Origin of the sequence: Gracilibacillus boraciitolerans JCM 21714 (assembly GCF_000521485.1) — a bacterium.
Lineage (GTDB): Bacteria > Bacillota > Bacilli > Bacillales > Amphibacillaceae > Gracilibacillus > Gracilibacillus boraciitolerans.
Map to the genome: position 1 here is coordinate 338,019 of NZ_BAVS01000001.1, position 25,609 is coordinate 363,627.

At 34.6% G+C, this 25,609-nt stretch carries 18 protein-coding genes and 6 pseudogenes; 6 read left to right on the top strand and 18 right to left on the bottom strand.

Annotated features, from left to right (window positions below; translation table 11 throughout):
• The first annotated feature begins 161 nt into the window (after positions 1 to 161).
• Together JCM21714_RS23445 and hisJ are read left to right on the top strand one after the other, a co-directional pair.
• The gene (locus JCM21714_RS23445) at positions 162 to 422 is read left to right on the top strand and encodes a PHP domain-containing protein (protein WP_369403382.1); all 261 of its coding nucleotides are present in this window, start codon (positions 162 to 164) and stop codon (positions 420 to 422) included.
• A gap of 17 nt (positions 423 to 439) precedes the next feature.
• Positions 440 to 985, top strand: coding sequence for a histidinol-phosphatase HisJ (hisJ, locus tag JCM21714_RS01775; RefSeq protein ID WP_369403417.1), 546 nt, complete (start codon positions 440 to 442; stop codon positions 983 to 985).
• 141 nt (positions 986 to 1,126) lie between these two features.
• Here the strand turns inward: hisJ and JCM21714_RS01780 are convergent, their stop codons facing one another.
• The 5 genes and pseudogenes from JCM21714_RS01780 to JCM21714_RS01800 all read right to left on the bottom strand — a co-directional run bounded on the left by JCM21714_RS01780 (position 1,127) and on the right by JCM21714_RS01800 (position 9,826).
• The gene (locus tag JCM21714_RS01780; protein WP_235182539.1) at positions 1,127 to 3,964 is read right to left on the bottom strand and encodes a dynamin family protein; all 2,838 of its coding nucleotides are present in this window, start codon (positions 3,962 to 3,964) and stop codon (positions 1,127 to 1,129) included.
• Positions 3,961 to 4,725: a dynamin family protein gene (locus tag JCM21714_RS01785; protein WP_035721251.1), complete on the bottom strand. Its 765-nt coding sequence runs from the start codon at positions 4,723 to 4,725 to the stop codon at positions 3,961 to 3,963. The genes JCM21714_RS01780 and JCM21714_RS01785 overlap by 4 nt, the downstream gene beginning before the upstream one ends.
• 178 nt (positions 4,726 to 4,903) lie before the next feature.
• Positions 4,904 to 7,357 (bottom strand): annotated as a pseudogene (gene parC, locus JCM21714_RS01790) (DNA topoisomerase IV subunit A).
• A 21-nt stretch (positions 7,358 to 7,378) separates the two neighbouring features.
• A pseudogene (parE, locus tag JCM21714_RS01795) lies at positions 7,379 to 9,338 on the bottom strand (DNA topoisomerase IV subunit B).
• A 74-nt stretch (positions 9,339 to 9,412) separates the two neighbouring features.
• Positions 9,413 to 9,826: a CoA-binding protein gene (locus tag JCM21714_RS01800; RefSeq protein ID WP_035721254.1), complete on the bottom strand. Its 414-nt coding sequence runs from the start codon at positions 9,824 to 9,826 to the stop codon at positions 9,413 to 9,415.
• A gap of 222 nt (positions 9,827 to 10,048) precedes the next feature.
• Between JCM21714_RS01800 and plsY the strand changes: the two genes are divergently transcribed.
• From plsY to yidD, 3 genes are all read left to right on the top strand, one after another.
• Positions 10,049 to 10,633 (top strand): glycerol-3-phosphate 1-O-acyltransferase PlsY, encoded by a 585-nt coding sequence (plsY, locus tag JCM21714_RS01805; RefSeq protein ID WP_035721257.1) that lies wholly within the window; start codon positions 10,049 to 10,051, stop codon positions 10,631 to 10,633.
• A gap of 154 nt (positions 10,634 to 10,787) precedes the next feature.
• Positions 10,788 to 11,711 (top strand): GTP cyclohydrolase FolE2, encoded by a 924-nt coding sequence (gene folE2, locus JCM21714_RS01810; RefSeq protein WP_035721261.1) that lies wholly within the window; start codon positions 10,788 to 10,790, stop codon positions 11,709 to 11,711.
• A 14-nt stretch (positions 11,712 to 11,725) separates the two neighbouring features.
• The gene (gene yidD, locus JCM21714_RS18995; RefSeq protein WP_084040540.1) at positions 11,726 to 11,953 is read left to right on the top strand and encodes a membrane protein insertion efficiency factor YidD; all 228 of its coding nucleotides are present in this window, start codon (positions 11,726 to 11,728) and stop codon (positions 11,951 to 11,953) included.
• A 99-nt stretch (positions 11,954 to 12,052) separates the two neighbouring features.
• On the opposite strand, the gene JCM21714_RS01815 is transcribed toward yidD, so the two are convergent.
• From JCM21714_RS01815 to JCM21714_RS01840, 7 genes and pseudogenes are all read right to left on the bottom strand, one after another.
• The gene (locus JCM21714_RS01815) at positions 12,053 to 12,355 is read right to left on the bottom strand and encodes a hypothetical protein (protein WP_035721266.1); all 303 of its coding nucleotides are present in this window, start codon (positions 12,353 to 12,355) and stop codon (positions 12,053 to 12,055) included.
• Positions 12,355 to 12,780: an acyl-CoA thioesterase gene (locus JCM21714_RS01820; RefSeq protein ID WP_035721270.1), complete on the bottom strand. Its 426-nt coding sequence runs from the start codon at positions 12,778 to 12,780 to the stop codon at positions 12,355 to 12,357. The genes JCM21714_RS01815 and JCM21714_RS01820 overlap by 1 nt, the downstream gene beginning before the upstream one ends.
• Positions 12,777 to 15,059 carry an AAA family ATPase gene (locus tag JCM21714_RS01825; RefSeq protein WP_035721273.1) on the bottom strand — a complete coding sequence of 761 codons (2,283 nt, stop codon included), beginning with the start codon at positions 15,057 to 15,059 and terminating at the stop codon, positions 12,777 to 12,779. The genes JCM21714_RS01820 and JCM21714_RS01825 overlap by 4 nt, the downstream gene beginning before the upstream one ends.
• A gap of 21 nt (positions 15,060 to 15,080) precedes the next feature.
• Positions 15,081 to 15,677, bottom strand: coding sequence for a redoxin domain-containing protein (locus JCM21714_RS01830; protein WP_052000326.1), 597 nt, complete (start codon positions 15,675 to 15,677; stop codon positions 15,081 to 15,083).
• A gap of 142 nt (positions 15,678 to 15,819) precedes the next feature.
• Positions 15,820 to 18,529: pseudogene (gene acnA, locus JCM21714_RS01835) on the bottom strand (aconitate hydratase AcnA).
• A gap of 180 nt (positions 18,530 to 18,709) precedes the next feature.
• Positions 18,710 to 18,814: a hypothetical protein gene (locus JCM21714_RS23330; protein WP_305037888.1), complete on the bottom strand. Its 105-nt coding sequence runs from the start codon at positions 18,812 to 18,814 to the stop codon at positions 18,710 to 18,712.
• 5 nt (positions 18,815 to 18,819) lie between these two features.
• Complete coding sequence (locus tag JCM21714_RS01840) at positions 18,820 to 19,803, bottom strand: PAS domain S-box protein (protein WP_268748262.1); 984 nt, start codon at positions 19,801 to 19,803, stop codon at positions 18,820 to 18,822.
• Between the two features lie 208 nt (positions 19,804 to 20,011).
• Here JCM21714_RS01840 and JCM21714_RS01845 point away from each other — a divergent pair.
• Positions 20,012 to 20,498 (top strand): annotated as a pseudogene (locus tag JCM21714_RS01845) (DUF2621 family protein).
• Between the two features lie 46 nt (positions 20,499 to 20,544).
• On the opposite strand, the gene JCM21714_RS01850 reads toward JCM21714_RS01845, so the two are convergent.
• The 6 genes and pseudogenes from JCM21714_RS01850 to JCM21714_RS01875 form a co-directional block, all read right to left on the bottom strand.
• Positions 20,545 to 20,970, bottom strand: a complete 426-nt coding sequence (locus JCM21714_RS01850; protein WP_035721276.1) for a Na(+)/H(+) antiporter subunit B — start codon at positions 20,968 to 20,970, stop codon at positions 20,545 to 20,547.
• Between the two features lie 40 nt (positions 20,971 to 21,010).
• A pseudogene (locus JCM21714_RS01855) lies at positions 21,011 to 21,714 on the bottom strand (cytochrome c biogenesis CcdA family protein).
• Between the two features lie 115 nt (positions 21,715 to 21,829).
• A complete protein-coding gene (locus JCM21714_RS01860) occupies positions 21,830 to 22,054 on the bottom strand; it encodes a YneF family protein (protein WP_035721279.1) in 225 nt (74 codons plus the stop codon).
• Between the two features lie 136 nt (positions 22,055 to 22,190).
• A pseudogene (gene tkt / locus JCM21714_RS01865) lies at positions 22,191 to 24,198 on the bottom strand (transketolase).
• Between the two features lie 162 nt (positions 24,199 to 24,360).
• On the bottom strand, positions 24,361 to 24,588 hold the full coding sequence (locus JCM21714_RS01870) for a DUF896 domain-containing protein (RefSeq protein WP_035721281.1): 228 nt from the start codon (positions 24,586 to 24,588) through the stop codon (positions 24,361 to 24,363).
• Between the two features lie 123 nt (positions 24,589 to 24,711).
• Positions 24,712 to 25,377, bottom strand: coding sequence for a YneB family resolvase-like protein (locus JCM21714_RS01875; protein ID WP_035721283.1), 666 nt, complete (start codon positions 25,375 to 25,377; stop codon positions 24,712 to 24,714).
• Positions 25,378 to 25,609: the final 232 nt, after the last annotated feature.

Consider the following 25,609-nt stretch of genomic DNA (forward strand, 5'->3'; position numbering starts at 1 on the left):
TTTATTAATTTACCACTCTACCGTGGTAAAGCGTTTATTTATGTATTAACCCTATCATAAAACATATTTATCTGTCAATCCATACTTTGCAATTTAATCACGACGGTTTACAATAGAATAAACTGTTGTGATTAAAAAATAGCTTAGAAGGAGTTTTTCTTATGTTAATCAAAGGAGATTATCACGTCCATACACCTTTTTGTCCACATGGTTCAGCTGATGCGGTTCAAAATTATATTGAAGAAGCAATAAAAAAAGGATTAACCGAAATTACTTTTACAGAACATGCTCCACTGCCAGTTAACTTTATCGACCCAACACCACATCAAGATAGTGCTATGAATTGGAAAGACATCGATAACTATATAGATACAATTAACGCTGCAAAAAAACATATCAATCCAAAATTACTATCAATCTAGGATTTGAAGTTGATTATATCGAAGGATATCAAGAAAGCACCACTACTTTTCTTAATGAATATGGGCCATCTATAGATGACGCTATATTGTCCGTTCACATGCTAAAAAATCCTGTCAATCAGTATGTATGTATTGACTACAGCAGTGAGGAATTTTCAAATATCATTCAACAATTTGATAGTGTGGAAGCTGTTTACGATAAATATTATCAAACATTAGAAAATGCTATATTAGCTGACCTCGGTCCATATAAACCAAAACGAATCGGTCATTTAACATTAATTCAAAAATTCCAAAGAAAATATGCTGTCGACCTAAGCTATCACGCAACTATTGATTACATACTTAATCTGATCCAGCAGCATCAGTTCGAGTTAGATATTAACACGGCAGGTCTTTACAAAGAGGATTGTCAGATGCTTTATCCTCCTGAAGATATTGTCAAACAAGCAATTGCAAAAGGAATCCCTCTTAAACCCGGATCAGATAGCCACGAATCCAAAACCATCGCAAGAGGATTCGACATCATAAATAAATTTTTCAAGCACAATAATCAATTGTAATTAAACTAAACTGCGAAGTAAATGGACTGAGCTTTTGCCTAGCATTTATCAAACTTTCAAAATTATCACTTGTTCGCAGTTTATATCTACTAAGGATATATTTCAAATCGGGTTATCATGTCGGGTTTTTGTGTGTATCGCTTAGCCTATTTTTTTATCCGCTAAGACCTCTTCTAAATAGTGATGTATATTTTCTAACTGGTCTTTGTTTTTTTCCTGATCCGCTATTCCATCAATTACCTGTCTGTAATAGTTATCAACCTCAACTAAGTAATTATCCCATACTTTTTGCTCATAATCATGCCATTGTGATTGATAAAATTTCATTAAATCTTGTTCCATTTGACTGATTAGCTCCTGCCATCTGGCAATTAGATAATCAGATACCTGTTCTTCTAACTGCTTTCTAACATTATCAGCAAAAAAAGATTTCGTATCTTTATAAGTCTGCGTCCACTTTGATACCAGGGACTGATCAGCATGTATTTCTTGTAAATCAATTTCCGGTGGCATAAATTGAATATCCTCATACTGTGACAAAGAAAAAACAGTATCAATCTCTTTTAGCTGACGATCCATATCCGTCTTCATTGTCTGCATCGCTTGATTCCAACTTTGTTCTATTCGTATAACGATTGCTTCATATTCATGCTTTGAGCGAACAGAAATCGTTTTAAACAACTTATCAAGGGCATTTTCTAATTGTTTTTTTCCATTTTTTCCACTAGATTGAATCGCACCAGGATGAATATGGTCTTTCCAAAGATCTGTAAACTGAATCATGAAACGCTGTTTCGCATAAAAACTTTGTTTGGTTAATTTTTGAGCCACCATATCAAAATAAATTTTATTCTTTCTTTGTTCAATTTTAGTTTCTATTTCTAGCTTATTTTGTTTATTTTTTTCGATGAGACGCTCTTTTTCTTGTTGGTCACTATTTATCATGGATAACCAGCTCGATACTAAACTATTGGCGCGAGCTAAATCAATATAAATCGAGCGCATTGACATTTGGGCTAACTCTTCCTTTACAAAACGATAAAAGTTTTCCTCGAATTGGGGAAGTCCGGTATGCTCATCCTTATGTTCTACCGCCTGCTTACTAGACACAGGGAATATTTGAGGATCTTTAATATCAAATCGTTGTAATTCAGAACGAACATAATCGACAACCATAGTCTCTTCCTGTTCATTTTTAGCTAAGTCAATCGCATTTATCATGAAGAACATTTTATCTAATTCAAACGCATCTTTGACACTGCCTAGCCGTTCTAAAAACTGCTGATCCGGCTTAGAAAATGGATGGTTAAAATAGGTCACAAATAATATGGCGTCTGCATCTTTAATATAAGAAAAAGCTAAATCTGTATGTCTAGCATTTACAGAGTCAGCGCCAGGTGTATCCACTAAGGTAATATGATTTTTGGTCAACGGACAATCATAGAAAAGCTCCATTTCTTTGACAAAACAAGCAATCGTTTCATCACGGATGTATCGTTGAAAATCCTCAAAACCAACCACATAAGATAAGCCGATGCTTTCCTTCATTTCTGAATACCCTTGATATAATGCTGCAAGAAAAGACCTATGCTGATCCGGAATATCTAATTTTGCTAATTTTGTTTTCTTAATCCAGCTGTAGGCATCATTTAAGAATTGAAAATCTTTTTCAGTAATATCGTTGATATCCGCTAACAATTCTTGTTCCTGTTTAAAAATAACTAGTACTTCCTTATGGCGATAGCCGGTCCTTACCGGACTTATTTTATTGATAGCTGCTGTAGTTGGATTAGGTGAAACAGGTAATATTTTTTCTCCGATAAGTGCGTTAGCAAACGAGGATTTTCCTGCACTAAAGGCACCAAATAATGCAATTGTAAAATGACGATCTGTTAATCTTTCTTTTTTTTGACCGATTTCCTGTCTTATCGAATCCAAGCTCGTAATTGGTTCAATAAGTTGTTGAGCTTTATTAGCATCCATTAACGTTTGTTTATACGATAACAAGGATGTGGTCGACGCTTCTTCCTTTTTATTTACTATTTCTTTTTTTTCTATATTATTATTTACTATAATCGCACTTACATCAATCATCCGATCTACTTTTCGTTCCTCTAACTTCTTATCAATTAAGCTTATTGCTTGTTCATTACCAATAGATTCTCTATTATTTATAGCTTCTAGCTCATTTTTATAATCGATAAACTTATTTTTGTATTTCTTTATTTCGATTTGTATTTCGTTAAAACGTTGATAACGCGCTACGTATAATTTGTTTTCTTTGATTTTTTCTTCTATTGGGTTTAGTACATTATTTTGTACTTCCTGCCATTTATTTTTGTAATATTGACGATATAACTTTTTAACAGAAGCGGCTACTTGATCCGTGTACACTAATAGATATTCTCCGTTGACAGTAGCACCATCTTCCATTAATGAAAGAAAATCCTCTGGCTTGAAGTTTTGTTCAAAGACAGCATCTGTCAAATTAACAGCTAAATAGGAGCTTAAAAATTCCGTAACTTTATCCCGCAACTTCCACTCCAGACTAGACTCCACTTTTTCTTTTAAAGTCGCATAAAAATCTAGTAATCGCTGATGACGTTCATCATTTATTTTTTTGACATTACGAAATAATCCTACTTTAAATTTTGGTTGATAGGATTCTAATAAAACTTCAGCTTTTTCACGAATTTCAAAAGGTACAAGCTGAGCATTTTTTGCAGTTTGTTCGACAATATACATGTATTCCTGCTCGATACTGTCACGCTCATGTATCAATAAATCATATCGATTTTGGACGACCTCATACGAATCGTTCGGCAATTCAATATCATCTATTTTTTCTTCTAACTCCTCTATTGCTTCATCGAAATACTTTTGCTCCTCCTGAATACTAGACTGTACTGTGAAATTTATTCCTTCTACCAACGTTTCTTGTAATATAGAAGAGTGGGCTTCTTTTACCAACTTATTCACACACGCTTGAAAAGCAGTAAATTCATTAATTCCATTCGACTCATCAACATAGATGTATAAAATACACGCTTAGGCTGAATATTCCATTGTCGAAATACCGTTTCTAAACTTTCTTGAAATGCTGTAAAAGATATTTCGGATTCATCATGCTTATCCATTTGATTAATAATCACATAGTATGGCTTGTGCATCGAATCAATTTCTTTTAAAAATGTAGCATTAACTTCAGACTGAACATGATTATAATCCATGACATAAAATAAAACATCAACTTGATGCAGAGCGGATTCCGTTATTAACCGATCCGCATCATTTACTGCATCAATTCCAGGCGTGTCCATAAGTGTGACACCAGCAGGTAAATCCTCCATGTTCTTATAGATTTCGATTTTTTTAACCTGGTCTCCATCTCTGCACAATTGATGTAGTTGTTCCAAGGGCGGAAGAGTCTTCATTTTAATTGCTTCCTGATGATTAAAATGAACGAGGACTTGTTCTATCCCTTGTTTTATTTCAACAATGTTGGCACTGGTTGGAATCGGGCTTTGCGGAAGAAGATTCTCTTTCATCAAATGGTTAATTAACGTTGATTTACCTGCAGAGAAATGACCGCTAAAACAAATATGAATCATATCTTGCTTTAATTTAGCATAATAATCTAAAATCTGAGTCAGATATTTTTCTTCGTTTTTATCTTTATAAAAATGGTATAAGTCTGCTAATTGCTGTTTATCTATAGCTTTATTACTCGTTGTTAACATCATTTAAACTCCTTGAATGGATTATTCTATAATTTTATTATACTTATTTTTAGCTAATATTGCTATATGTATAGGAACCAAATGGTGATAAAGATACGTTAATTAAGAAAAATGTAGTTCGATTAAGAGTACAAAAGTTGCTTTGCACAACAAAAAAGAACTACATTATCACGTATTCCTATGTGGTTTGCTCAAATACTTTTCTAAGACTTGGTTTTTTGTGGATATTAATAACATCACCTGTAAGATCCGTATCAATCACATAGGATCCATTACTATATCGATCACTTAGAGGAAGTTCCATCGGTTTTACGTGATGGTGTTCTCCTTTTGTCGTCATTAATTCAAAGACATCATTTGTCTCAACTAGCTCCATTCCAACAATACGATGTGGCTTTGATTTTAGCTCTCGCAGCATGACTAATCCTTTCTTAGCCCGAGATGATTTCTCAAAACGATCGATCGACATACGTTTACACGCACCACGTTGTGTGGTTATAAATATTTGACGCTTCTCTTGTAATTCATCCATTAAAATTCCATTTACAACATATTCATCTGTTTTTAGCTGAATCGCCTTCACACCAGCTGCTCTTTGTCCGATTACAGATATTTCAGATTCATGATACCATAGACCGTATCCTTTATTGGTGGTAATAAATACATCCTGATTTCCATCCGACAGTAACACATTAACTAACTGATCTTCTTTTTTAGATTCAATGCAATCAGTGGTTTTGCATAACGCTGTGAATAATACAAATCTAACGTACTTTTCTTTACCATACCAAGCTTTGTGAAAAAAACGAGATATTGATCTTTTGAAAACTCTCGAATTGCTATTGTTTTAATGATTTTTTCCTCTTTATCAATCGAAGCGATATTAGACAAATGTTGACCAAGATCTTTCCAACGTATGTCTGGCATCTGATGCACAGGTATAGGGATGTATCTTCCTTTACTTGTAAACAAAAGAAGATGATCCGTCGTATTTAATTCAAATAATGAAATTAAATGGTCATTATCTTTCATGGTAAAGTCATCATTCGTTGATGCTGTATACGATCTTATACTCGTGCGTTTAACGTATCCTTGTTCTGTTACAGAGGTAATCACTTCCTCACTAGCAATTGTGACTTCCACGTTAAATTTTAATTCTTCAATTTTTTCTTCAATTTTGGTACGACGGTTCTCTGCATAAAGCTTTTTCATCTGTTTTAAATCTTTTTTGATAACCGTTAATAGTTTATTTTCGTCTGCTAAAATTGCCTGATAGCCTTCGATCGCTTTTTGCAATTCTGAAGCTTCTTTTTCTAAAGACGTAATATCTGTATTTGTAAGACGATATAATTGCAGATTTACAATCGCTTCAGCCTGTGTTTCTGTAAACCCATAAGCATTTATAATGTTTTTCTTTGCATCTTGTTTGTCGTTTGATGCCCTAATCGTTTTAATTAACTCATCAAGAATCGAGACTGCCTTGATGAGACCTTCGACAATATGTGCTCTTTTCTCAGCTTTATTTAAATCAAAACGTGTTTGGCGAGTAACGACTTCTTTCTGATGACCTATATAGGCATCAATCATTTGTGTTAATCCGAGTAATTGTGGCGTTTTATCTTTAATCGCTACCATATTAAAGTGATAAGTAATTTGTAGATCTGTATTTTTATACAAATAGTTTAATACTCCTTGACTATCTGCTTCTTTTTTTAATTCTACTACAACACGCAAACCGGTTCGATCCGTCTCGTCACGCACTTCCGCAATTCCTTCTACTTTGCGATCTAAACGTAATTCATCCATGCGCTTCACGAGCACCGCTTTATTGACTTCATAGGGTATCTCATCGATAACAATCATATCGCGATTACCCTTCAGAGGTTCAATGTTTGCTCTGCCACGTACACTACTTTGCCCTTTCCAGTCTCGTAAGCTTTTTTCAATCCATCATAGCCCTGAATAATACCACCTGTAGGAAAATCTGGTCCTTTAACAATTTCAAGTAACTCTTCAACGGTTACGGTTGGTTTATCCATTCGCTTGATAATAGCATCGATCACTTCTGCTAAGTTATGAGGAGGTATTTCTGTCGCATAACCTGCAGAAATCCCCCCCGTAGAACCATTAATTAAAAGGTTGGGAATTCTTGCAGGTAATACCACAGGTTCCTCATTCGTGTCATCGAAATTAGGAATATAATCTACAGTTTCTTTATCAATATCACGAATTAATTCGGATGCAATAGCAGAGAGTCTCGCTTCTGTGTAACGCATCGCTGCAGGCGGATCACCATCCACACTACCATTATTACCATGCATTTCAACTAATACATTGCGAAGTTCCATGTCTGACTTAAGCGCACCATCGCTTCATACACAGACGAATCCCCCCCATGCGGATGATAATTACCTATTACTGTACCAACTGTCTTAGCAGATTTACGAAATCCTTTATCATGGGTGTTTTTCTCTTCATGCATCGCAAATAGGATACGGCGTTGTACGGGCTTTAGCCCATCTCGTGCATCTGGCAACGCACGATCCTGAATAATATATTTACTATAACGTCCGAATCGATCTCCCATCACGTCCTCTAGCGGGAGATCTAAATACTTCTCTTCTGCTGCCAACGATATTCCTCCTAAAATGCATTAATTTTGTATATTTTCATTATCTATAATATTTTCATTTTCTTCCAGACTAAATTGAACGTTAGCTTCAATCCATTTACGACGAGGTTCCACCTTATCACCCATCAATGTACTGACCTGCGTTCAGCTCTAGCCAAATCATCAATGGTAACGCGGATGAGTGTACGAGTTTCAGGATTCATTGTTGTCTCCCATAATTGATCTGCATTCATTTCACCAAGGCCTTTGTAACGCTGTAATTGATAACCATTTTTAAATTTTTTGGTAACGTCTGCTAATTCATCTTCTGTCCAACAATACTCAATTTGTGCTTTCGTTCCTTTTCCTCTTGAGATTTGATATAAAGGAGGTAATGCAATAAAAACTTTTCCTGCTTCAATTAATGGTCTCATATAACGATAAAAGAAAGTAAGTAATAATACCTGGATATGTGCGCCGTCTGTATCAGCATCCGTCATGATAACGACTTTATTATATTGTACATCTTCTAAGGCAAATTCAACGCCTACTCCTGCACCAATTGTATGAATAATTGTGGAAATTTCTTCATTTTTCAAAATATCGACTAATTTTGATTTTTCTGTGTTAATTACTTTTCCACGTAAAGGTAAAACAGCTTGAAATTTTCGATCTCGCCCTTGCTTCGCTGAACCACCAGCAGAATCACCTTCCACTAAGTACAGCTCATTCTTCTCTGCGTTGCGAGACTGTGCTGGGGTTAATTTTCCACTTAATAACGTATCTTTACGTCGTTTTTTCTTACCACTTCGGGCTTCTTCTCTTGCCTTACGAGCAGCTAATCGAGCTTCTTTTGCACGAACTGATTTTTTAATTAACATCGAAGCAATATCAGGATTTTCTTCAAGAAAGTATAGTAGATGCTCCGCTACAATCGCATCTACTGAAGAGCGTGCTTCAGCTGTACCTAACTTTCCTTTCGTCTGTCCTTCAAATTGAAGTTTTTCTTCCGGTATTCTGACGGAAATAACTGCAGTAAATCCTTCGCGGATATCATTACCATCAAGATTTTTATCTTTGTCTTTTAAAATATTTACTTTTCTGGCATAATCATTAAACACTCTTGTGATCGCAGTTTTAGCACCAGATTCATGTGTCCCACCATCCTTAGTCCGTACATTATTCACAAAGGACAGCATGTTCTCCGCATAACCATCATTAAACTGAAAGGCAAAATCCAATTCCATGCCCTGGTGTTCCCCCCCTTCAAACGAGACAACTTCATGAAGCGGATCCTTCTCTTCGTTCAAATATAAAACAAAAGCTTTTAATCCATCTGGATATTGATAAGATTCTTCCACTTTCACTTCATTTCTTTCGTCGATTAATTCAATAATGATTCCTTTTAACAGGAAGGCAGCTTCTCTTAATCTCTCTGCTAAAATATCAAACTGAAAAGTATCTGTAGAAAAAATAGATTGATCAGGTTTAAAAGTTATTGAAGTACCAGTTTTCTTTGTATTTCCTTTTTTTCGAGGGTGGTAACTGGTTTACCACCATTTTCAAAGCGCTGTTGAAACTCTGCACCATCTCGCTGAATCGATACTACAAGCCATTCTGATAAAGCATTGACTACAGAGGCTCCAACACCGTGTAATCCACCACTTGTTTTATAGCCACCTTGGCCAAATTTACCACCTGCATGCAAAACCGTTAAGATAACTTCCGGCGTTGGTCTTCCAGTTTGATGCATACCAGTCGGCATACCTCGTCCCTGATCAGAAATCGTAATACTTTGATCCTTGTGTATCGTTACATTAATTTTGTCGCCAAATCCAGATAATGCCTCATCAACGGAATTATCAACTATTTCAAACACCAAATGATGTAAACCTCTTGCATCCGTACTGCCAATGTACATCCCGGGTCTTTTCCTAACGGCTTCTAAACCTTCCAATACTTGAATCGAATCATCACTATATATCATATTATTATTGCTCATTACTTTCTAACTACTCCTTCCCTGCACAACCAACTTATATACAAATCATAGAACATCCGTTCCTAAAAGTAAAGCTATCTCATTAAAACAGAATGAGCTACTTTAATACAACGATCCATGATGACAAATTTGCCATTCTCTGTTAGATAGTCATATGCAGATAAATCCTCAACACCTTGCTGCATCCATACATAGTTAGCATCTGTTTTAATAATCTTCTCTGATAATTCACGTAAATAAATAGATCTTCTAAATATATTTATTAACTCAAATGGTTCTTTGACTTCAAGAATTGTGTCATATGCTTTTTCACCTAAGACTTCATTCACGTTCGGATTAACCGGAATAATGCGATACCCTTCATGCTGCATTGCTTTTGCAATTTGATAAGATGTTCGATAAGGTTTATCTGATAATCCTATAACCGCAATCGTTTTTGTATTGGTAAGCATTTCTTGCATAAGTTGTTGTTCATTTATACTAGCCATTTTTGTAACACCTCATTTTTATTGATTAAACCATTTAATATGCTTTCACGCAAGTGTACTTTGTAGAGAAACAATAAATATAACCATTAATTGTTAGCTGCTATCCTTATAATTAACACAGTTTAAATAAAAATTAAATAAACAGTGTACTTTTTTTTAGCGGAACATGCTAAAATAATAACTATCTTAGCAATGATAACATTATATTTAAGGAGTTTGATGATGGAATACATTATTTTTATCATTTTAGCCTATTTATTAGGTTCCATTCCGACTGGTTTAATCGTTGGAAAAGTAGGTTACCAAAAAGATATAAGAGAACATGGCAGCGGCAACTTAGGTGCAACGAACACTTTTCGTGTACTTGGTTTTAAAGCTGGTATCATTGTCACCTTGGTTGATATTTTAAAAGGTACTCTGGCAGCAGCATTGCCTATTATTTTTCAAGTTACAGAAGTGTATCCACTTATTGTTGGCATATTTGCTGTTATCGGTCATATGTATCCGATTTTCGCAAAATTTAAAGGTGGTAAAGCGGTTGCCACTTCATCAGGTGTAATATTAGCTGTCAACCCGTTATTGTTTATTATTATGATTTTCTGTTTTTTAGGTATTCTTTATCTAACAAAATATGTATCATTAGCATCTATGTTAACTGGTATTATTACTATTATTGTTACTCTAGTGCAGAAAGACTACGATTTAACAATAGTTCTTTCCATTTTAACTGCATTTATAATTTATCGACATCAAGCTAATATAAAACGCATCTGGAACAAAACTGAGCCTAAAATAAAATGGATGTAACAGGATCCGACAATATGTTGGATCTTTTTTTATAAGGATTACTAGATTTACAGTATATACTATAATCATGCGCTTTATAAGATTTTTAAATTGAATATCTGGTAAAGATTGCGTATACTTTGAAATAGTTAAACATGAAAGGGGGGGTATAATCATGAAAGAAGTAAGCACCAATAACTTTCCGAACAAAGAAGAGAGACATAAATTATTTGGGTCAGTCGAACCCGGCAAAAAAATAAAACCTACTGAAAAAGATAAAATGCCGGATCTGCAAAATACTCAGAAAGACTTTTTATTTGATATAAATCAGGTTGGAATTGTAAACGTCAAACACCCTATTCAGGTTTCTGGAAAGCTAAAACCCACCACACAGACAACGATTGGTACATTTAAAATGACTTCATCGATTAATAAAAACCTTAAAGGAACCAATATGAGTCGATTCACAGAAATGATGCAAGAGTATAGTAAAGATAATACCTTCGAGATATCTGTTTCTAAATTAAAAATATTCGCCCAAAAGATGGCGGAACGTCTTGAACATGATAACAATCAAATAACGGTCTCCTTTCCGTGGTTTTTTGAGCGAAGTGGTCCTGCTTCTGATATTAAGGGTATGAACCATGCCGATGCTGAAATCTCTGTCATGTATGATAGAAATTTGGGGTATCGATTTGAGGTTTCCTTGCAGGGAACAATTACTACTTTATGTCCGTGTTCTAAAGAAATTAGTGAATATAGTGCACATAATCAGCGTGGGTTAGTAACTATGAAAGCAGAGCTAACAGGAGATTTTGATGAAGAGCAAATAGACTGGAAGCAAGCACTTCTTGAAGCAGCTGAAAGTAATGCCAGTGCCCGAATTCACCCTGTATTGAAACGACCAGATGAAAAGATGGTAACAGAGCAAGCCTATGAAAATCCTCGTTTTGTTGAAGATATGGTTCGATTAGTGGCAGCTGATTTATTTGAACTGTCATTTGTTCAAAAATTCACAGTAACTTGCCAAAATGAAGAATCGATTCATTTACATGATGCTTTTGCATCTATTTCATATGATAAATCCCTTCATAATTGAGGAAGGTGCTATTATTGCGAACAATTTTCATCTTATTTATTCGATTTTATCGATATTTTATTAGTCCGATGTTTCCACCAAGTTGTCGCTTTCAACCAACTTGCTCACAGTACAGCTTAGAATGTTATCAACGCTTTAATGTCTTTAAAGCAACCTATTTATCCATCAAACGGATTTTAAAGTGCCATCCTTTTCATCCTGGCGGCTTTGACCCTGTTCCGGATAAAAAGATGAAACTATAACAAAAAGCGTAAAATAACTATTGATAAAACAGAGTATTAAAGCCTGGTTACATACCAGGCTTTTTCTCTGCATTAGATAATTTAGAAACGATTAATCATTTATAAATTAAATTTGTTAATCTGCTCCCATTCATCTTCCCGTTCTAATATTTGTTTTTGCTTTTCTCCAAATAAATCAAAGTGCGGAAAATCTGGATTATGATGTATCCACTCTTTCCTTAATCCATACTTCTTTCCCCCCCACCTAATTAGCTTTTGGTAATCTGAACATCCCACTTTAGTAACAGTTTTACAACCTGGAAATCGATCATCTAGCCAATAATGGGTAATAATTGCTATATTCCCATTACTTACTTCATTTTTCCATGTCATTAATGTTTTTCGATCAATTCCAAATGCCATTATTTATCCTGACTTTCCAAAGCTTTTTGATATGCTTCATGCCAGTTTGGAAATTTCTTTTTTAAGGATAATGGGCGAAAGTTATCTTTATTTACAATAACATGTTGCGTTTCACCAGCTACGGCAACTCTATGGTCTTTGTCCAATATATGATATCCATATGTGGTACGAATACCATTATAGGATTGAACCCATGTTTCTACATACGCATCCTCTCCATAACGGATGGGATGCTTAAATTGGATATTCGCATCAATGATAGGCGAAACAATTCCTTCTTTCTCCATTTCATGATATTTAAAGCCTAACTCTTCTATAAATGCCGTTCTTCCAATTTCAAACCAGATTAAATAGTTTGCATGATAAACAACACCCATTTGATCTGTTTCCTGGTAGCGGACTTTAATCGGTGTAATTACTTTCATTGCGTCTTAATCCCCCCCCTAATAGACTTCCATGCTAATTCAAAATCTTTTTTAGTTAGTTGTTGAAATTGATCTAAGTCTGTTTCTTCCATATTCATTCTTAATGCCTGATATTGAATTGCTTCATTCATTAGATTAACAATAAAGCGGCCATTACCCGTTACTGCAATGTTTTCAAATTGATCCGTTAAATAGCTTTCAACAGCTTCACTTAGCTTATATTGATATTCTTTTGCATGAAAATGAGCCATCTCCAGAAGTTCATTTTTTGTGTAATCCTTGAAATCAAAATATTTTTTAAACCTTGACTCTAATCCTGGATTACTCGCAATAAATTGATCCATCTCATTTTTATAACCAGCTAATATTATTACTATATTGTCATTATGTTTTGTCATTTCATCTACTAATGTATCAATTGCCTCTTTCCCAAAGTCTTTCTCTCCACGATACAAGGAATATGCTTCATCAATAAACAGTACGCCACCTAATGCTTCGCGTATTTTATTCTTTGTTTTTATAGCAGTCTGTCCCACATATCCTGCCACAAGGTCACTTCTTGAAGCTACAACTAAGTGTCCGCGCTTCAATAAACCGCATTGCTTAAGAATTTGAGCAAATAGTTTTGCAACAGTTGTCTTGCCAGTACCGGGATTACCAGAAAAAACAGAATGTAATTGGATCGGAACGTTTGGCAGGTGAAGTGTTTTACGCTTTTGCTGAACTTGCACAAATGCTGATAACTTCTTCACTTCCTCTTTCACATTATCTAAACCAATTAATTCTTCCAATTTATCCATTGGCTCTGATGATTTCCTTTCATCATCTAATGTGGCAATATCTTCTTCAGTAATACGCATATGTTCGATCCAATTGTTTTCTAATGGCAGCTGGTGACGAGCCCCAATATGAAAAATTACTTTCAAAACTAAATCTTTTACTGTTCTAGCATTCCCAAATGACTCATCAACACGGGACTTTTCAATTAATGATTGGAATTGATACTTTGCCTTTTCCGTAAAAAAGTAGTCATTTTGCAAAGCTGTTTCTTCTGCTATCATCAACAATTCATCATTAGTGAAATCAGGTAGATTTATAAAATTCCCTTCTGAAAAGCGACTTCTTAAACCTTGATTGGACCATAAAAAATGCTGCATTTCTTCAGGATATCCAGCCATAATTACAGCGAATTTATTTGCGTATTCCTTACTTGTCATACTAGAAACTAATGTATCAATGACAGCTTGGCCATAGTCATTTCCAGTTTGTTCTTCTCTTTTTAAATTATAGGCTTCATCAATAAAGAGAACACCACCTAATGCCTTTTTGACATAATTTAACGTATTCTCTTCGCTTTGGCCCATGAATGATCCGACTAATTGTGAACGATTTACCTCTATTACTTCATTTGTTTCAAGCAGTCCTAATCGATAATAAATATTAGCTAATAAACGAGCTATTGTAGTTTTACCGGTACCAGGGTTTCCTGTTAAAACCATATTTAACCCTTGACCATCTATCATTTGGAAACCAGCTTCTTTTCGTTTTTGTTGATATTTTAAATACTGATAATAATGGTTAATATAATTCTTAACTTCATCTAATCCGATCATTTGTTGCAATTCTTCTAAAGGATCTGAGACTTGCTCTTCCTTGATAAATAGCGGTAATGCATCATAAAAAATAGTTATATAATAATTCAGCTTATCGATAGCATCATTATATGGTTGGATTTCCTTGCTCGATTTTCTCTGTTCTAGAATGTAGACCATTTCTTCAGAAAGATCTTCAATTTCTTCTATTTGATTGAAAATTTGATCATACACCTTCTTCAGATGATTTGGAGCCACTGAGTGGAGTTTTTTTAAGTTTAATAACTGATGCATTTTTTCTAATAATGCTTTAGCTTTTTTCAGCTTAACGGGATCAAAGTCAGTCTCTCGTATATTGTATAGTACTAATTCGAGATTCTGTAACACATTAAATACATAAAGAAAATGCTTCAATGATTGAACTTCTTCCACCATTGGAAGTTTAGTATGCTGCTTAAGCGCTTCTAAATGTTTATTTAAGTGATCATCTGTTACATTTCGCTTTAACCGAAAGAAGGTTAACATACTATATAGCAAAGCTTCGGAGTCTGCCTGAATTGGAAAAGGTGCTTGTTCCATCTGATCAAGGATGCGTAATATATCGATTTCAGTAAAGGGTGGAATTTCATCGAGATTATTCCAACTTTTTATTTTCGTATCAATCTCTTTCCATTCTTCTGGTGACACAAACATACTCCTTCCCTATCACTATGAATTGAATTCTTTTAATAATTGTTCCATTTGTTCGAGTGTAACTGCGCCATTAATGCGTTTCATAACCTTTTTATCACTTGTTCTAATCATAAAACTTGTAGGCATATTGATGATTGAGTATCGCTCATAAATAGTATTGTCTTTGTCTAATAAAATGGTAAATGTAAAGGATCCATTATCAACAAAGGTACGGATTTTTTTAATTGTTGGTTCCGTTTCTGTTACATTTACTGCAAGTATTTTGACTCTTTCCGGATGATTATCCTGAAAGGTTTGTAAGTTCGGCATTTCTTCTACACATGGTGGACACCAAGTTGCCCAAAAGTTTAAAAAAATATACTCTTGTGATTGGTTTAATGCTTCTATTTTTTTACCATTTAAAGTAGATAAGATAAAATTTGGCGCAATTTCTCCTTCTTGTAATTGCTTAACATTAGGAGCGGTAATGGCCACACCATCAACAGATGTATCACCAGAAACATCAATAATGTTTGGTTCTGCTTGTTTTTCACCAATAGGAGTAAAATTCATGACGAAAACAAGTACTATTAAAATAAATACAACAGCTAGCGAGAACGTATTCTTCCACATAATTAAACATCCTTTGATTTAACTCTATAGTAAATTATATAAGATTTTCACCTAGTCGTCTAATTATCGATATGATATCCATTTTCATAGCATAAAAAAGGATAGCCAATGATGTAATCGGCTATCCTTTTAATCTATTTCATTATGCTAGTTTATTACGTAATACCATTTGAAGAATACCACCATGACGATAATAATCTACTTCCATTTCACTTTCAAAACGGGCAATAGCTTCAAACTCTGTTACTTTACCATCTTCATCAGTAGCTTTTACTGAAACAATATCATGTGGTTTAACAGATTCATCTACTTGAACATCAAATGTTTCTCTACCAGTCAAACCTAGTGAGTCTGCACTTACTCCCTCTGTAAATTGAAGTGGAAGTACGCCCATCATCACTAAATTAGAACGGTGAATCCGTTCATAACTTTCTGCGATAACTGTTCTGATTCCTAATAAACTAGTCCCTTTCGCAGCCCAGTCGCGAGAACTTCCCATACCATAATCATTACCAGCTAATATAGCAAGACCAGTACCAGTTTGTTGATATTTCATTGCTGCATCATAGATTGGCATAATGTCTCCTGTAGGCCAGTAAGTAGTATAACCACCTTCTGTACCTGGAGCTAGTTGATTTTTAATACGAATGTTAGCAAATGTACCACGCATCATTACTTCATGATTACCACGACGGGAACCATATGAGTTAAAGTTACGAGGTGATATACCTTTTGATTGCAGATATTTACCTGCAGGCATATCCTTCGCAATGGCACCAGCTGGTGAAATATGATCCGTTGTAACTGAATCACCAAACTTACCAATTACGCGCATTCCATTTAACGGCTCTACTTTACCAGGTTCTTTTGATAATCCTTCAAAGAAAGGAGGATTTTGAATGTACGTTGAATCATCATTCCAAGAATATAAAGGCTGATCTGTTGTTTCAATTGCATTCCATTTTTCATTAGATTGAAATACATTGGCATATTCTTTACGGAAGATTTCTGGTGTAACCACTTTTGTTACTTCATTACGTACTTCTTCTATTGTTGGCCATAAATCGCTAAAGAATACATCTTTACCGTCTTGATCTTGACCGATTGGTTCATTTTGAAGATCAACGTCCACCGTACCTGCTAACGCATATGCCACTACTAATGGTGGTGATGCTAAGTAGTTAGCTTTTACAAGTGGATGAATACGGCCTTCAAAATTTCGGTTACCAGATAATACCGAAGAAACGGTTAAATCATTGTCAATAATTGCTTTTTCAATTTCTTCTTTCAATGGTCCTGAGTTACCGATACACGTTGTACAACCATACCCTACTAAGCTGAATCCAAGTTTGTCTAAGTATTGCATTAAACCTGAATTTTCAAGATAACTTGTCACAACTTTTGATCCAGGTGCAAGAGAAGTTTTTACATAGGCCGGAACTTCTAATCCTTTTTCTACTGCTTTTTTAGCAAGAAGCCCTGCACCAAGCATTACATATGGATTAGATGTATTCGTACAAGAGGTAATTGCCGCAATAGCAACAGCTCCTGTTTTCATAACAGATTTTTGACCGTTTGGATGATCAATTTTAACTTCTTTATCAAATTCTGACGTATCCAAGCCAAATCCTTGGTTACCCACTGGAGCGGTAATAGCTTTATTAAATGATTTTTGCATCTCAGACAATGGAACTAAATCCTGTGGACGTTTAGGACCTGCCAGGTTAGGCTCAAGTTCAGACAGATTGATTTCTACTAATTCCGTAAAATCAGCATCTGCTTGATCTGGTGCATACCACAAACTATTTTCTTTACAATATTTTTCTACTAATGCGATCTGTTCTTCACTACGTCCAGTTAACCGAAGATAATTTAGAGCTTCTTCATCTACTGGGAAAAACCCACAAGTTGCACCATATTCAGGTGCCATATTAGAAATCGTTGCACGATCAGCCAGTGGCATATATTGTAGACCTGGTCCAAAGTACTCCACAAACTTACCTACTACTTTTTTCTCACGTAAAACTTGTGTTACTTTTAAAGCTAAGTCAGTAGCGGTTGTTCCATTTGGAAAGCTACCAGTAAATTTAACACCAATCACTTCAGGTGCTGGAAGGTATGAAGGTTGTCCAAGCATACCAGCTTCTGCTTCAATACCACCTACACCCCCCCAACCAAGAACACCTAAACCGTTAATCATAGTTGTGTGTGAATCAGTACCTACCAATGTATCTGGAAATGCATTAAATTCTCCGTTATCATTTTCAACTTCATGAACGACATTTGCGATGTATTCCAAGTTTACCTGGTGTACGATACCTGTTGCAGGTGGAACTGCACGATAGTTATCAAACACTTTTTGTGCCCAATTTAAGAATTCATAACGTTCTGCATTACGTTCGAATTCAAATTTCATGTTAGCTTGAAGTGCTTGCTTTGTTCCATATTCATCTACTTGTACTGAATGATCAATGACAAGATCAACTGGAACTTCTGGATTGATTTTATCAGGTGAACCACCCATATCAACCATTGCTTTTCTTAATGAAGCAAGGTCAACGACTGCTGGTACCCCCCCTGTAAAGTCTTGCAGAATTACTCGGATGGTTTAAAAGGCACGTCTTCTCCTTTTTCTTTTCCCCCCAATTTGCTAGACTTTTTACATGCTCGTCTTTGATAACATGTCCATCATGTTGACGGATTAATGATTCTAGTAATACGCGTACCGAAAAAGGTAAACGGTCAATATTACCATAGCCAGCTTCTTCTAATGCTTTTAACTGGTAGTAATTATACGTTTTACCATTTAGATCGAACTGCTTTTTTGCTTGAAATGGATTATGATTAGTCATTTCGCCTAGTTACCCCCCCTTAAAAATTATCAAACCGAAATAGGATCTCTCGTATCTCTAAATACTATGTTTCATAGTATTTACCTTACTATTTTAAATGAAATCAATTTATAAGTAAAATATTTCACAGTAACAAATCGTATAAAACTTTTAAATAGTGCAATCTATAATTTCATATTGCTATTTTTTAAAGGGTAGATATATACAAAAAGTGCTTCCTTCGCCAATCTCTGATTCAATTTCTAACCGACCTTGATGACTTTCTATTATCTGATTTGAAATCATCAGACCTAACCCTGTACCATTTTTTTAGTGGTAAAAAAAGGTTCCTTTAGTTTGTGAATAAGATGTTTCGGTATACCGGATCCCTCATCTTTAATAGCAATCACACATTCCTCATTGATGCAATTTACCTTCACATGAATTTTTCCACCTTCTGTCATCTCTTCAATGGCATTTTTTATTAAATTGATAAAAACCTGTTTGATCTGGGAGCGGTCACAAGGAATAGTGATTTCTTCAATCACTTCTAAAATGAGGTCAATATCATAGAGGTTAGCCTGAGTGCGTAGTAATGTTATTACATCTTGAAGCAATTCGTGTATTTGCTCATTATTCTTATCATCTGTCATTGGTTTAGAAATGAACAGTAATTCTGAAGTAATAGTGTTTATTTTATTAATCTCATCGATCATAATATTATAGTATTCTTCCTTACTTTCAATCCCTCCTTGTAATAATTGAACAAATCCCTTAAGAGAAGTTAGAGGGTTTCTAATTTCATGAGCTATACCTGCAGCAAGTTGACCTGCAATCGACATTTTTTCAGATCGAATTAACATTTCCTCTGCCTGCTTTTTATCCGAAATATCTTTAGATAAAGCTAGAATCTTTTTATTGCCGTTCCAATATATAAATTGAACGATGGTTTCAAATATTATATACCGACCAATATGATTACGAATATGTATATAAATCTTTTGTTCTTCCTCACTATTAACAGCAAAATAGTTTCTAATATACTTTTGATCATCTCGTCTAATATAACGAAAGACTGATTTACCAGTTAATTGTTGTTTAGTAAAGCCTAGCATTTTTTTAACAGAATCTGAGATAAAGTCTATTTTACCTGAGGCATCACTTATACATATAAGATCAAAGCCGTGCATTTCTATTTTGTTTATAACAGCCTTTGGTAATTCAGAAAGTAACAGATTATTAGAATCTCCTTCTTCAACATTAGTACATTCTGACTGATCGACATAATTTTGCAAAGCTTTCCTCCCCCCCTAACTTTATATATATTAGATTTATAAATGAGTTATTTCATGCTATAATAGCATCGATCTTGTAAATTATATGAGAAAAATGGATTTTGATGACTGAATATACGATTCATTGTTATATTACTATATTTTACCTAAAAATAAAATATACTTTCTACTATTAAGGATGATAAAGAAACGGTAGGTGTTACGTAAGATGACTTTTAACTTTATGATGTTCATTATCATGTGGACATTTATTTTATTAGGATTGATGGTGATTGGTGGCTATTTTATGTTCCGAAAATTTTTAAAAAAGTCTACCAAAGGAGGATGGCAGATCAGACTTAGATTGGGAAAAATTTTATATAGAAAAATCAAAACATCTTTGGAAGGATTCAGAAAAAGACTTTCTGGAAGAATTGGTCGCTCCTGTACCTGAGTTATTTCGTGATGTAGCGAGACAGAAAATAGCCGGAAAAGTTGGCCAGTTAGCATTAGAGAGGAACGATATATCTATTAGTCAGGAAACACTTATTCAAGGATATATTATGGCTACACCGAAAAGAGACCATAAGTTTTTGAGAAAAAAATTAAGGGAAAAGAAAATTAATATTACACCATATGAAAAATATTTTAAATATTCACCTGAAGATTATCAAAATAAAAAATACGCAGCAAAGACACATAATAATAACCATTAAAAAGCGTGCCTTGCTGCGTTTTTATTTAGCATTAAGTTACTACCATCTAACGATCACTCGAAATCGTTAAAACAATTGTCATGGTAACCCCAATGACTGTTAAGTACACTCCAAGATCAAATAATAGAGCAGTAGCTAATTCCATTTCACCAAAAATTGGAAAGTGAAAATAATCATATGTTTGGCTTAGAAATGGTTCTCCAAATATAAAAGAGCCAACCCCTGTTGCTATCGCGATGAGTAAACCGGTTGTAAGTAGTATTCGATAATTAATAGGTAATATTTTATTGATCGCTTTCTCACCATAAGCCATATACATCAGAGTAATGGCAGCAGATGTCATTAAACCACCTATAAATCCTCCACCTGGAGCATTATGACCAGCTAAAAATAGATTGACTGAAAAGCCAAATAAAATAAAAGAAATTAATACTGTCATTGTTTTTAATATTAAATCATTTGTTTTCACCATTGATTATCTCTCCTATCACCTATATTTCTTTTAAAAATAATCAAAAACCTTGAAAATTAAAAATACCAGCTAAAAATGATGTTAATTTAGTCATAAAGTCAAAAAATAAGAAGAATCCCATAAAAATCATGACATATCCGCCAATTTTCACAAGTTTTTGAGAATTTCGTTTAATCCAATTCATTTTACCAATAAAGAAAGCTAAAATAAAGAAGGGAATGGAAAATCCTAAAGAATATGCCGTCATTAATAAAATACCCGTTTCCGTATTTGTTGCAGCAAGTGAGATCACAGCCATTAGAATTGGACCGGTACAAGGAGTCCATCCGAGCGAGAATGCCATTCCAATTACAAACGATCCAATGTACCTGCTGGGCGATTTTTAAAATGTAGTTTCTTCTCTTTCATTAAAAAATTAAAGTTTAAAGCACCGATAATAATGAGTCCAAAAAAAATAATCAGGATCGCACCAACCTGTCTAATCAGATCATCCCATCTGGTTAAAAACTCACCAATAAAACTTGTTGTAAAACCTAGAAGAATAAAAATACTTGAAAATCCTATCAGGAAAAATAAAGTATGTAAAATGCTTTTATAATTAAACATGGCACTTTCCTGTTTTATATCAGTTACACTCATCCCTGTTATATAGGAAAGAAAAGCAGGATAAAGTGGTAATACACATGGCGAAATAAAAGACAAAAAACCCGCGCCAAATGCAATAAAAATATTCACTTCTGTCAAAAAGGGTCACCCCCATATCATCTAATTTATAAGATATTTATTCCTATAAATATAATAAAACCCTTGCTCTTAATAAGCAAGGATTCTAATTCGACAATTATGTTACAATACGTCTTTATTTGTTATCCATCTGGTTGTTCATCGAACGCATCATTTGTTTAATTTTCTTTTGCGATGGTTTTTGGCCCATCTGCATCATTAATGTGCGTAACATTTGCTCATTAATCGGTGGGTTTTTCTTCAAGTAATTCATCATGTACTTTCTCGCAATGAAAAAGCCTAGCGCAACCCCTGCTAAGAGTGCTACCACAATCAATACGATTGCAAGTATTAAATTCATTCCAGTCTTCCTCCTTAAACTTGTCTCTAATACAGTATAGTAAAACTTACTTGATAATACAAGCCCATGTTTTACAGTTGTTATGTACATAAAAATGGGACGAGGAACCCCCCCTCCCCCCCTCGTCCCATTTAAATTAGAATAATTCGTTTACGTGTTTTACTACGTTTTCTACTGTGAAGCCATATTCTTCAATAACTTTATTTCCGTTAGCTGATGCACCGAATCTATCGATTGCAATTGTTTTGCCTTCGATACCTACATAGCGTTCCCAGCCAAAGGATGAAGCCATCTCAATACCTACACGGTTTTTAACAGCTTTCGGAAGTACGGATTCTTTATATGACGCATCTTGTTTGTCAAAACGATCAAAAGATGGAATGCTTACAACACTAACATCTTTTCCTTCTTCTTTTAATGCTGCTTGTGCTTTAATTGCTAGTTGTACTTCAGAGCCAGTAGCAATTAAAATAGCATCAGGCGTTGCTTTAGTAGCTGGACTTACCACATAAGCACCTTTTTTCACACCTTCATAGGCGTTTTTCAGCTGTTCCCTCAAGCGTTGGTAAGTTTTGACGAGTTAGAACAAGCAATGTTGGTTGTGAAGTAGCTTCTACCGCTAATCTCCAAGCGGCCTGTACTTCATTACCATCTGCCGGACGGATAACAGAAACATTTGGCATTGCTCTAAACGCTGCTAATTGTTCAACAGGCTCATGTGTTGGGCCATCTTCCCCCCCTACTGCAATTGAGTCATGAGTTAAAACATAAGTAACCGGCAGGTTTTGAATTGCCGACAAACGAACAGATGGACGTAAGTAATCACTAAATACGAAGAAAGTACCACCAAATACTTTTAAGCCCCCCCCGTGTAAAGTCATTCCATTTAACGCAGCTGCCATTGCATGTTCGCGTACACCAAACCAAATATTGCGTTCTTCAGGTGTTTCTGCTGAGAAATCACCAGAATTATTTAGATTGGTTTTATTAGAACCTGCTAAATCGGCACTACCTCCAAATAAAGAAGGTACACGATCAGCAATTGCATTTAAAACTTCACCGGAAGTAGCACGTGTCGCTGCATCATCTTTCCCAACCACGTATGTTGGGAGATCTTGATCCCAATCCTTAGGTAAGCGATTATTAAGTGCATCATCAAGTTCTTGTCCTAATTCAGGATAAGCTTTTTTATAATCTTCGAATCGTTTATTCCATTCCTGCTCTTTTGCTTTTCCATTTTCAACGATTTGTGATTGGAAATCTTGATAAACTTCGTCCGGTACATGAAATGCTTCATGTTCCCATTTATAAAATTCTTTAGTTAGTTTTACTTCATCTTCTCCAAGTGGTGCACCATGTGATGCAGCTGAAGCTGATTTATTTGGAGAACCGTATCCGATAACCGTTTTCACTTCAATTAAAGTTGGTTGATCCGTATTGGCCTTTGCCTTTGAAATTGCATCTGAAATAGCTTCTGTATCATTTCCGTCTTTAACACGAATCACTTGCCATCCATATGCTTTAAATCGATCTTCTACATTTTCAGAAAATGATTTATTTAAATCACCGTCAAGTGAAATATCATTGGAATCATATAGTGCAATGAGTTTTCCTAATTTTAAGTGACCTGCTAATGAAGCTGATTCATGAGAGATACCTTCCATTAAGTCACCATCACTTACAATAGCAAATGTGTAATGATCCACTACGTTATAGTTGTCTTTATTGTATTTTGCTGCAAGGTGTTTTTCGGCCATTGCCATACCGACACTCATTGCAAGTCCTTGACCTAATGGACCTGTTGTTGCTTCTACACCATCGGTATGATGTACTTCAGGGTGTCCTGGTGTTTTTGAATCCCATTGACGGAAGCCTTTTAAATCATCAATTGTTACATTAAAGCCAGCTAAGTGTAATAAGCTATACTGTAACATGGAACCGTGACCAGCTGATAATACAAAACGATCTCGGTTGAACCATTTTGAGCTTTTTGGATTAATGTTCATATGTTTGGTCCAAAGAGTGTATGCCATTGGAGCAGCACCCATTGGCAAACCTGGATGTCCAGAATTTGCTTGTTCAATTGCGTCTATAGACAATGTACGAATTGTATTAATAGACAATTGTTCTGTTTGGTTTGACATGATTTTTCCCCTTTCGAAATTCAAAATATGTACGCACATTTATAATCCTATAACGAAACGACATGAAAGACAAGTATATCAACTAAAAAAGAAGTTATTTTCTATAGAATTTTCAGTTTTTTCTAACTTTTTTGATTTAAAATCAGAGAATAAGTATTTATTTCACTTATTCTCTGATTTTAATTTTTTTAATTTTTCAGGAGTGACATCATTTCCCTCAGCGTCGACGATTGTCATTCCTTTCATATGATTTTTAAATGATTTTCTTACGTTTTTTAAATATGCTTCGCGTAGAGACTTTTGTTCGTTCTTTTCTTCTTCACTTAAGTCTTCTTTTTTTGATTTATTCGCTAATTCATTAATACGAGCAATTTTTTCTTTTGATAACATACAGTAAAAACACCTCTTTTACTTTAATATTATTTATTGTTCATTTGACAAATCAATTATTAGAGTATAATTCTTACCACTAATATAAAAAAGAGTATACCTGTTTTGTATACTGTTTTTATTCTAATTATTTTTTTGGGAATTTTCAAGTGATTGAAATTCTTGATAACGTCGATGAACAGTTGCCTTTGAAACATCATAACCCATTCCTTTCAGAACGGAAGCAATTTCTTTAAATGTTAAGTTATTTGATTTAAGTCTGACAACCTCATCTATCGGAAATTTTTTTCGCTCTCTACCGTGTGCTAAATGTTGATTTGAAAGATTATTAGCAGGTTGATAACCATTAGTGATCGCCTTTTTCATCCCTCTTTTAATTTTCGCATTATGAAGTTTTCTCTGATATTCTTCCACGATTGAGACAATTTGTAATACCATTGAGTCTCCTTCTGAAAGCTGCAATTCACCATTATGAGACAATGTATAAATTGTGATATTCAATTTACTTAATTGATGCAGTAGAGCTATCTTGGTATTCCCTCTCCCCCCCAATCTAGTTTCATCCTGTAAAAGTAAGATATCTGCTTTCTCATTCTGAAAATCATCTAACATTTCAAAGACACCAGGACGTTCTATCTCATAGCCGCTTTGTTTCTCTTTAATAACTTTAATTGTTTCGATTTGGAAACGATCGGCAAATGATTGCAATTCTTCTTGTTGTCTCACAATGGACGTTTCCTGAGTGTGTTTATCTGTACTGACACGACAGTATATAATAGCTTTCGTCATTATCTTTCTCCTTCATCTTATAAACTGGTAATTGCTGAGAAATAAAAGAAACCAATTGCTATTATAAAGGAAACTAAATAGAAAACATCTACTTTCGATAAATTTTTTAACATTTCCAACCCTCCATAGAACCTTTGTTCGTAACTTCATTATACACGAACGAATGTTCATGTCAACTGTTTTTTTCGAACGAATGTTTGTTTTATTTCCTATGCTATGCTATAATCAGATT

Coding starts and splice junctions, on each gene's coding strand:
- JCM21714_RS01860 (WP_035721279.1), bottom strand. CDS start 22,054: ATGAATTTAATACTTGCAATCGTATTGATTGTGGTAGCACTCTTAGCA.
- folE2 (WP_035721261.1), top strand. CDS start 10,788: ATGAAAGAAGTAAGCACCAATAACTTTCCGAACAAAGAAGAGAGACAT.
- JCM21714_RS01815 (WP_035721266.1), bottom strand. CDS start 12,355: ATGGCATTTGGAATTGATCGAAAAACATTAATGACATGGAAAAATGAA.
- JCM21714_RS01870 (WP_035721281.1), bottom strand. CDS start 24,588: ATGTTATCAAAAGAAAAAATTGCTCGTATTAATGAATTAGCGAATAAA.
- JCM21714_RS01800 (WP_035721254.1), bottom strand. CDS start 9,826: ATGGCTAGTATAAATGAACAACAACTTATGCAAGAAATGCTTACCAAT.
- JCM21714_RS23445 (WP_369403382.1), top strand. CDS start 162: ATGTTAATCAAAGGAGATTATCACGTCCATACACCTTTTTGTCCACAT.
- JCM21714_RS23330 (WP_305037888.1), bottom strand. CDS start 18,814: ATGATTTCAAATCAGATAATAGAAAGTCATCAAGGTCGGTTAGAAATT.
- JCM21714_RS01875 (WP_035721283.1), bottom strand. CDS start 25,377: ATGACGAAAGCTATTATATACTGTCGTGTCAGTACAGATAAACACACT.
- JCM21714_RS01830 (WP_052000326.1), bottom strand. CDS start 15,677: ATGTGGAAGAATACGTTCTCGCTAGCTGTTGTATTTATTTTAATAGTA.
- JCM21714_RS01850 (WP_035721276.1), bottom strand. CDS start 20,970: ATGGTGAAAACAAATGATTTAATATTAAAAACAATGACAGTATTAATT.
- JCM21714_RS01820 (WP_035721270.1), bottom strand. CDS start 12,780: ATGAAAGTAATTACACCGATTAAAGTCCGCTACCAGGAAACAGATCAA.
- plsY (WP_035721257.1), top strand. CDS start 10,049: ATGGAATACATTATTTTTATCATTTTAGCCTATTTATTAGGTTCCATT.
- JCM21714_RS01785 (WP_035721251.1), bottom strand. CDS start 4,725: ATGTTAACAACGAGTAATAAAGCTATAGATAAACAGCAATTAGCAGAC.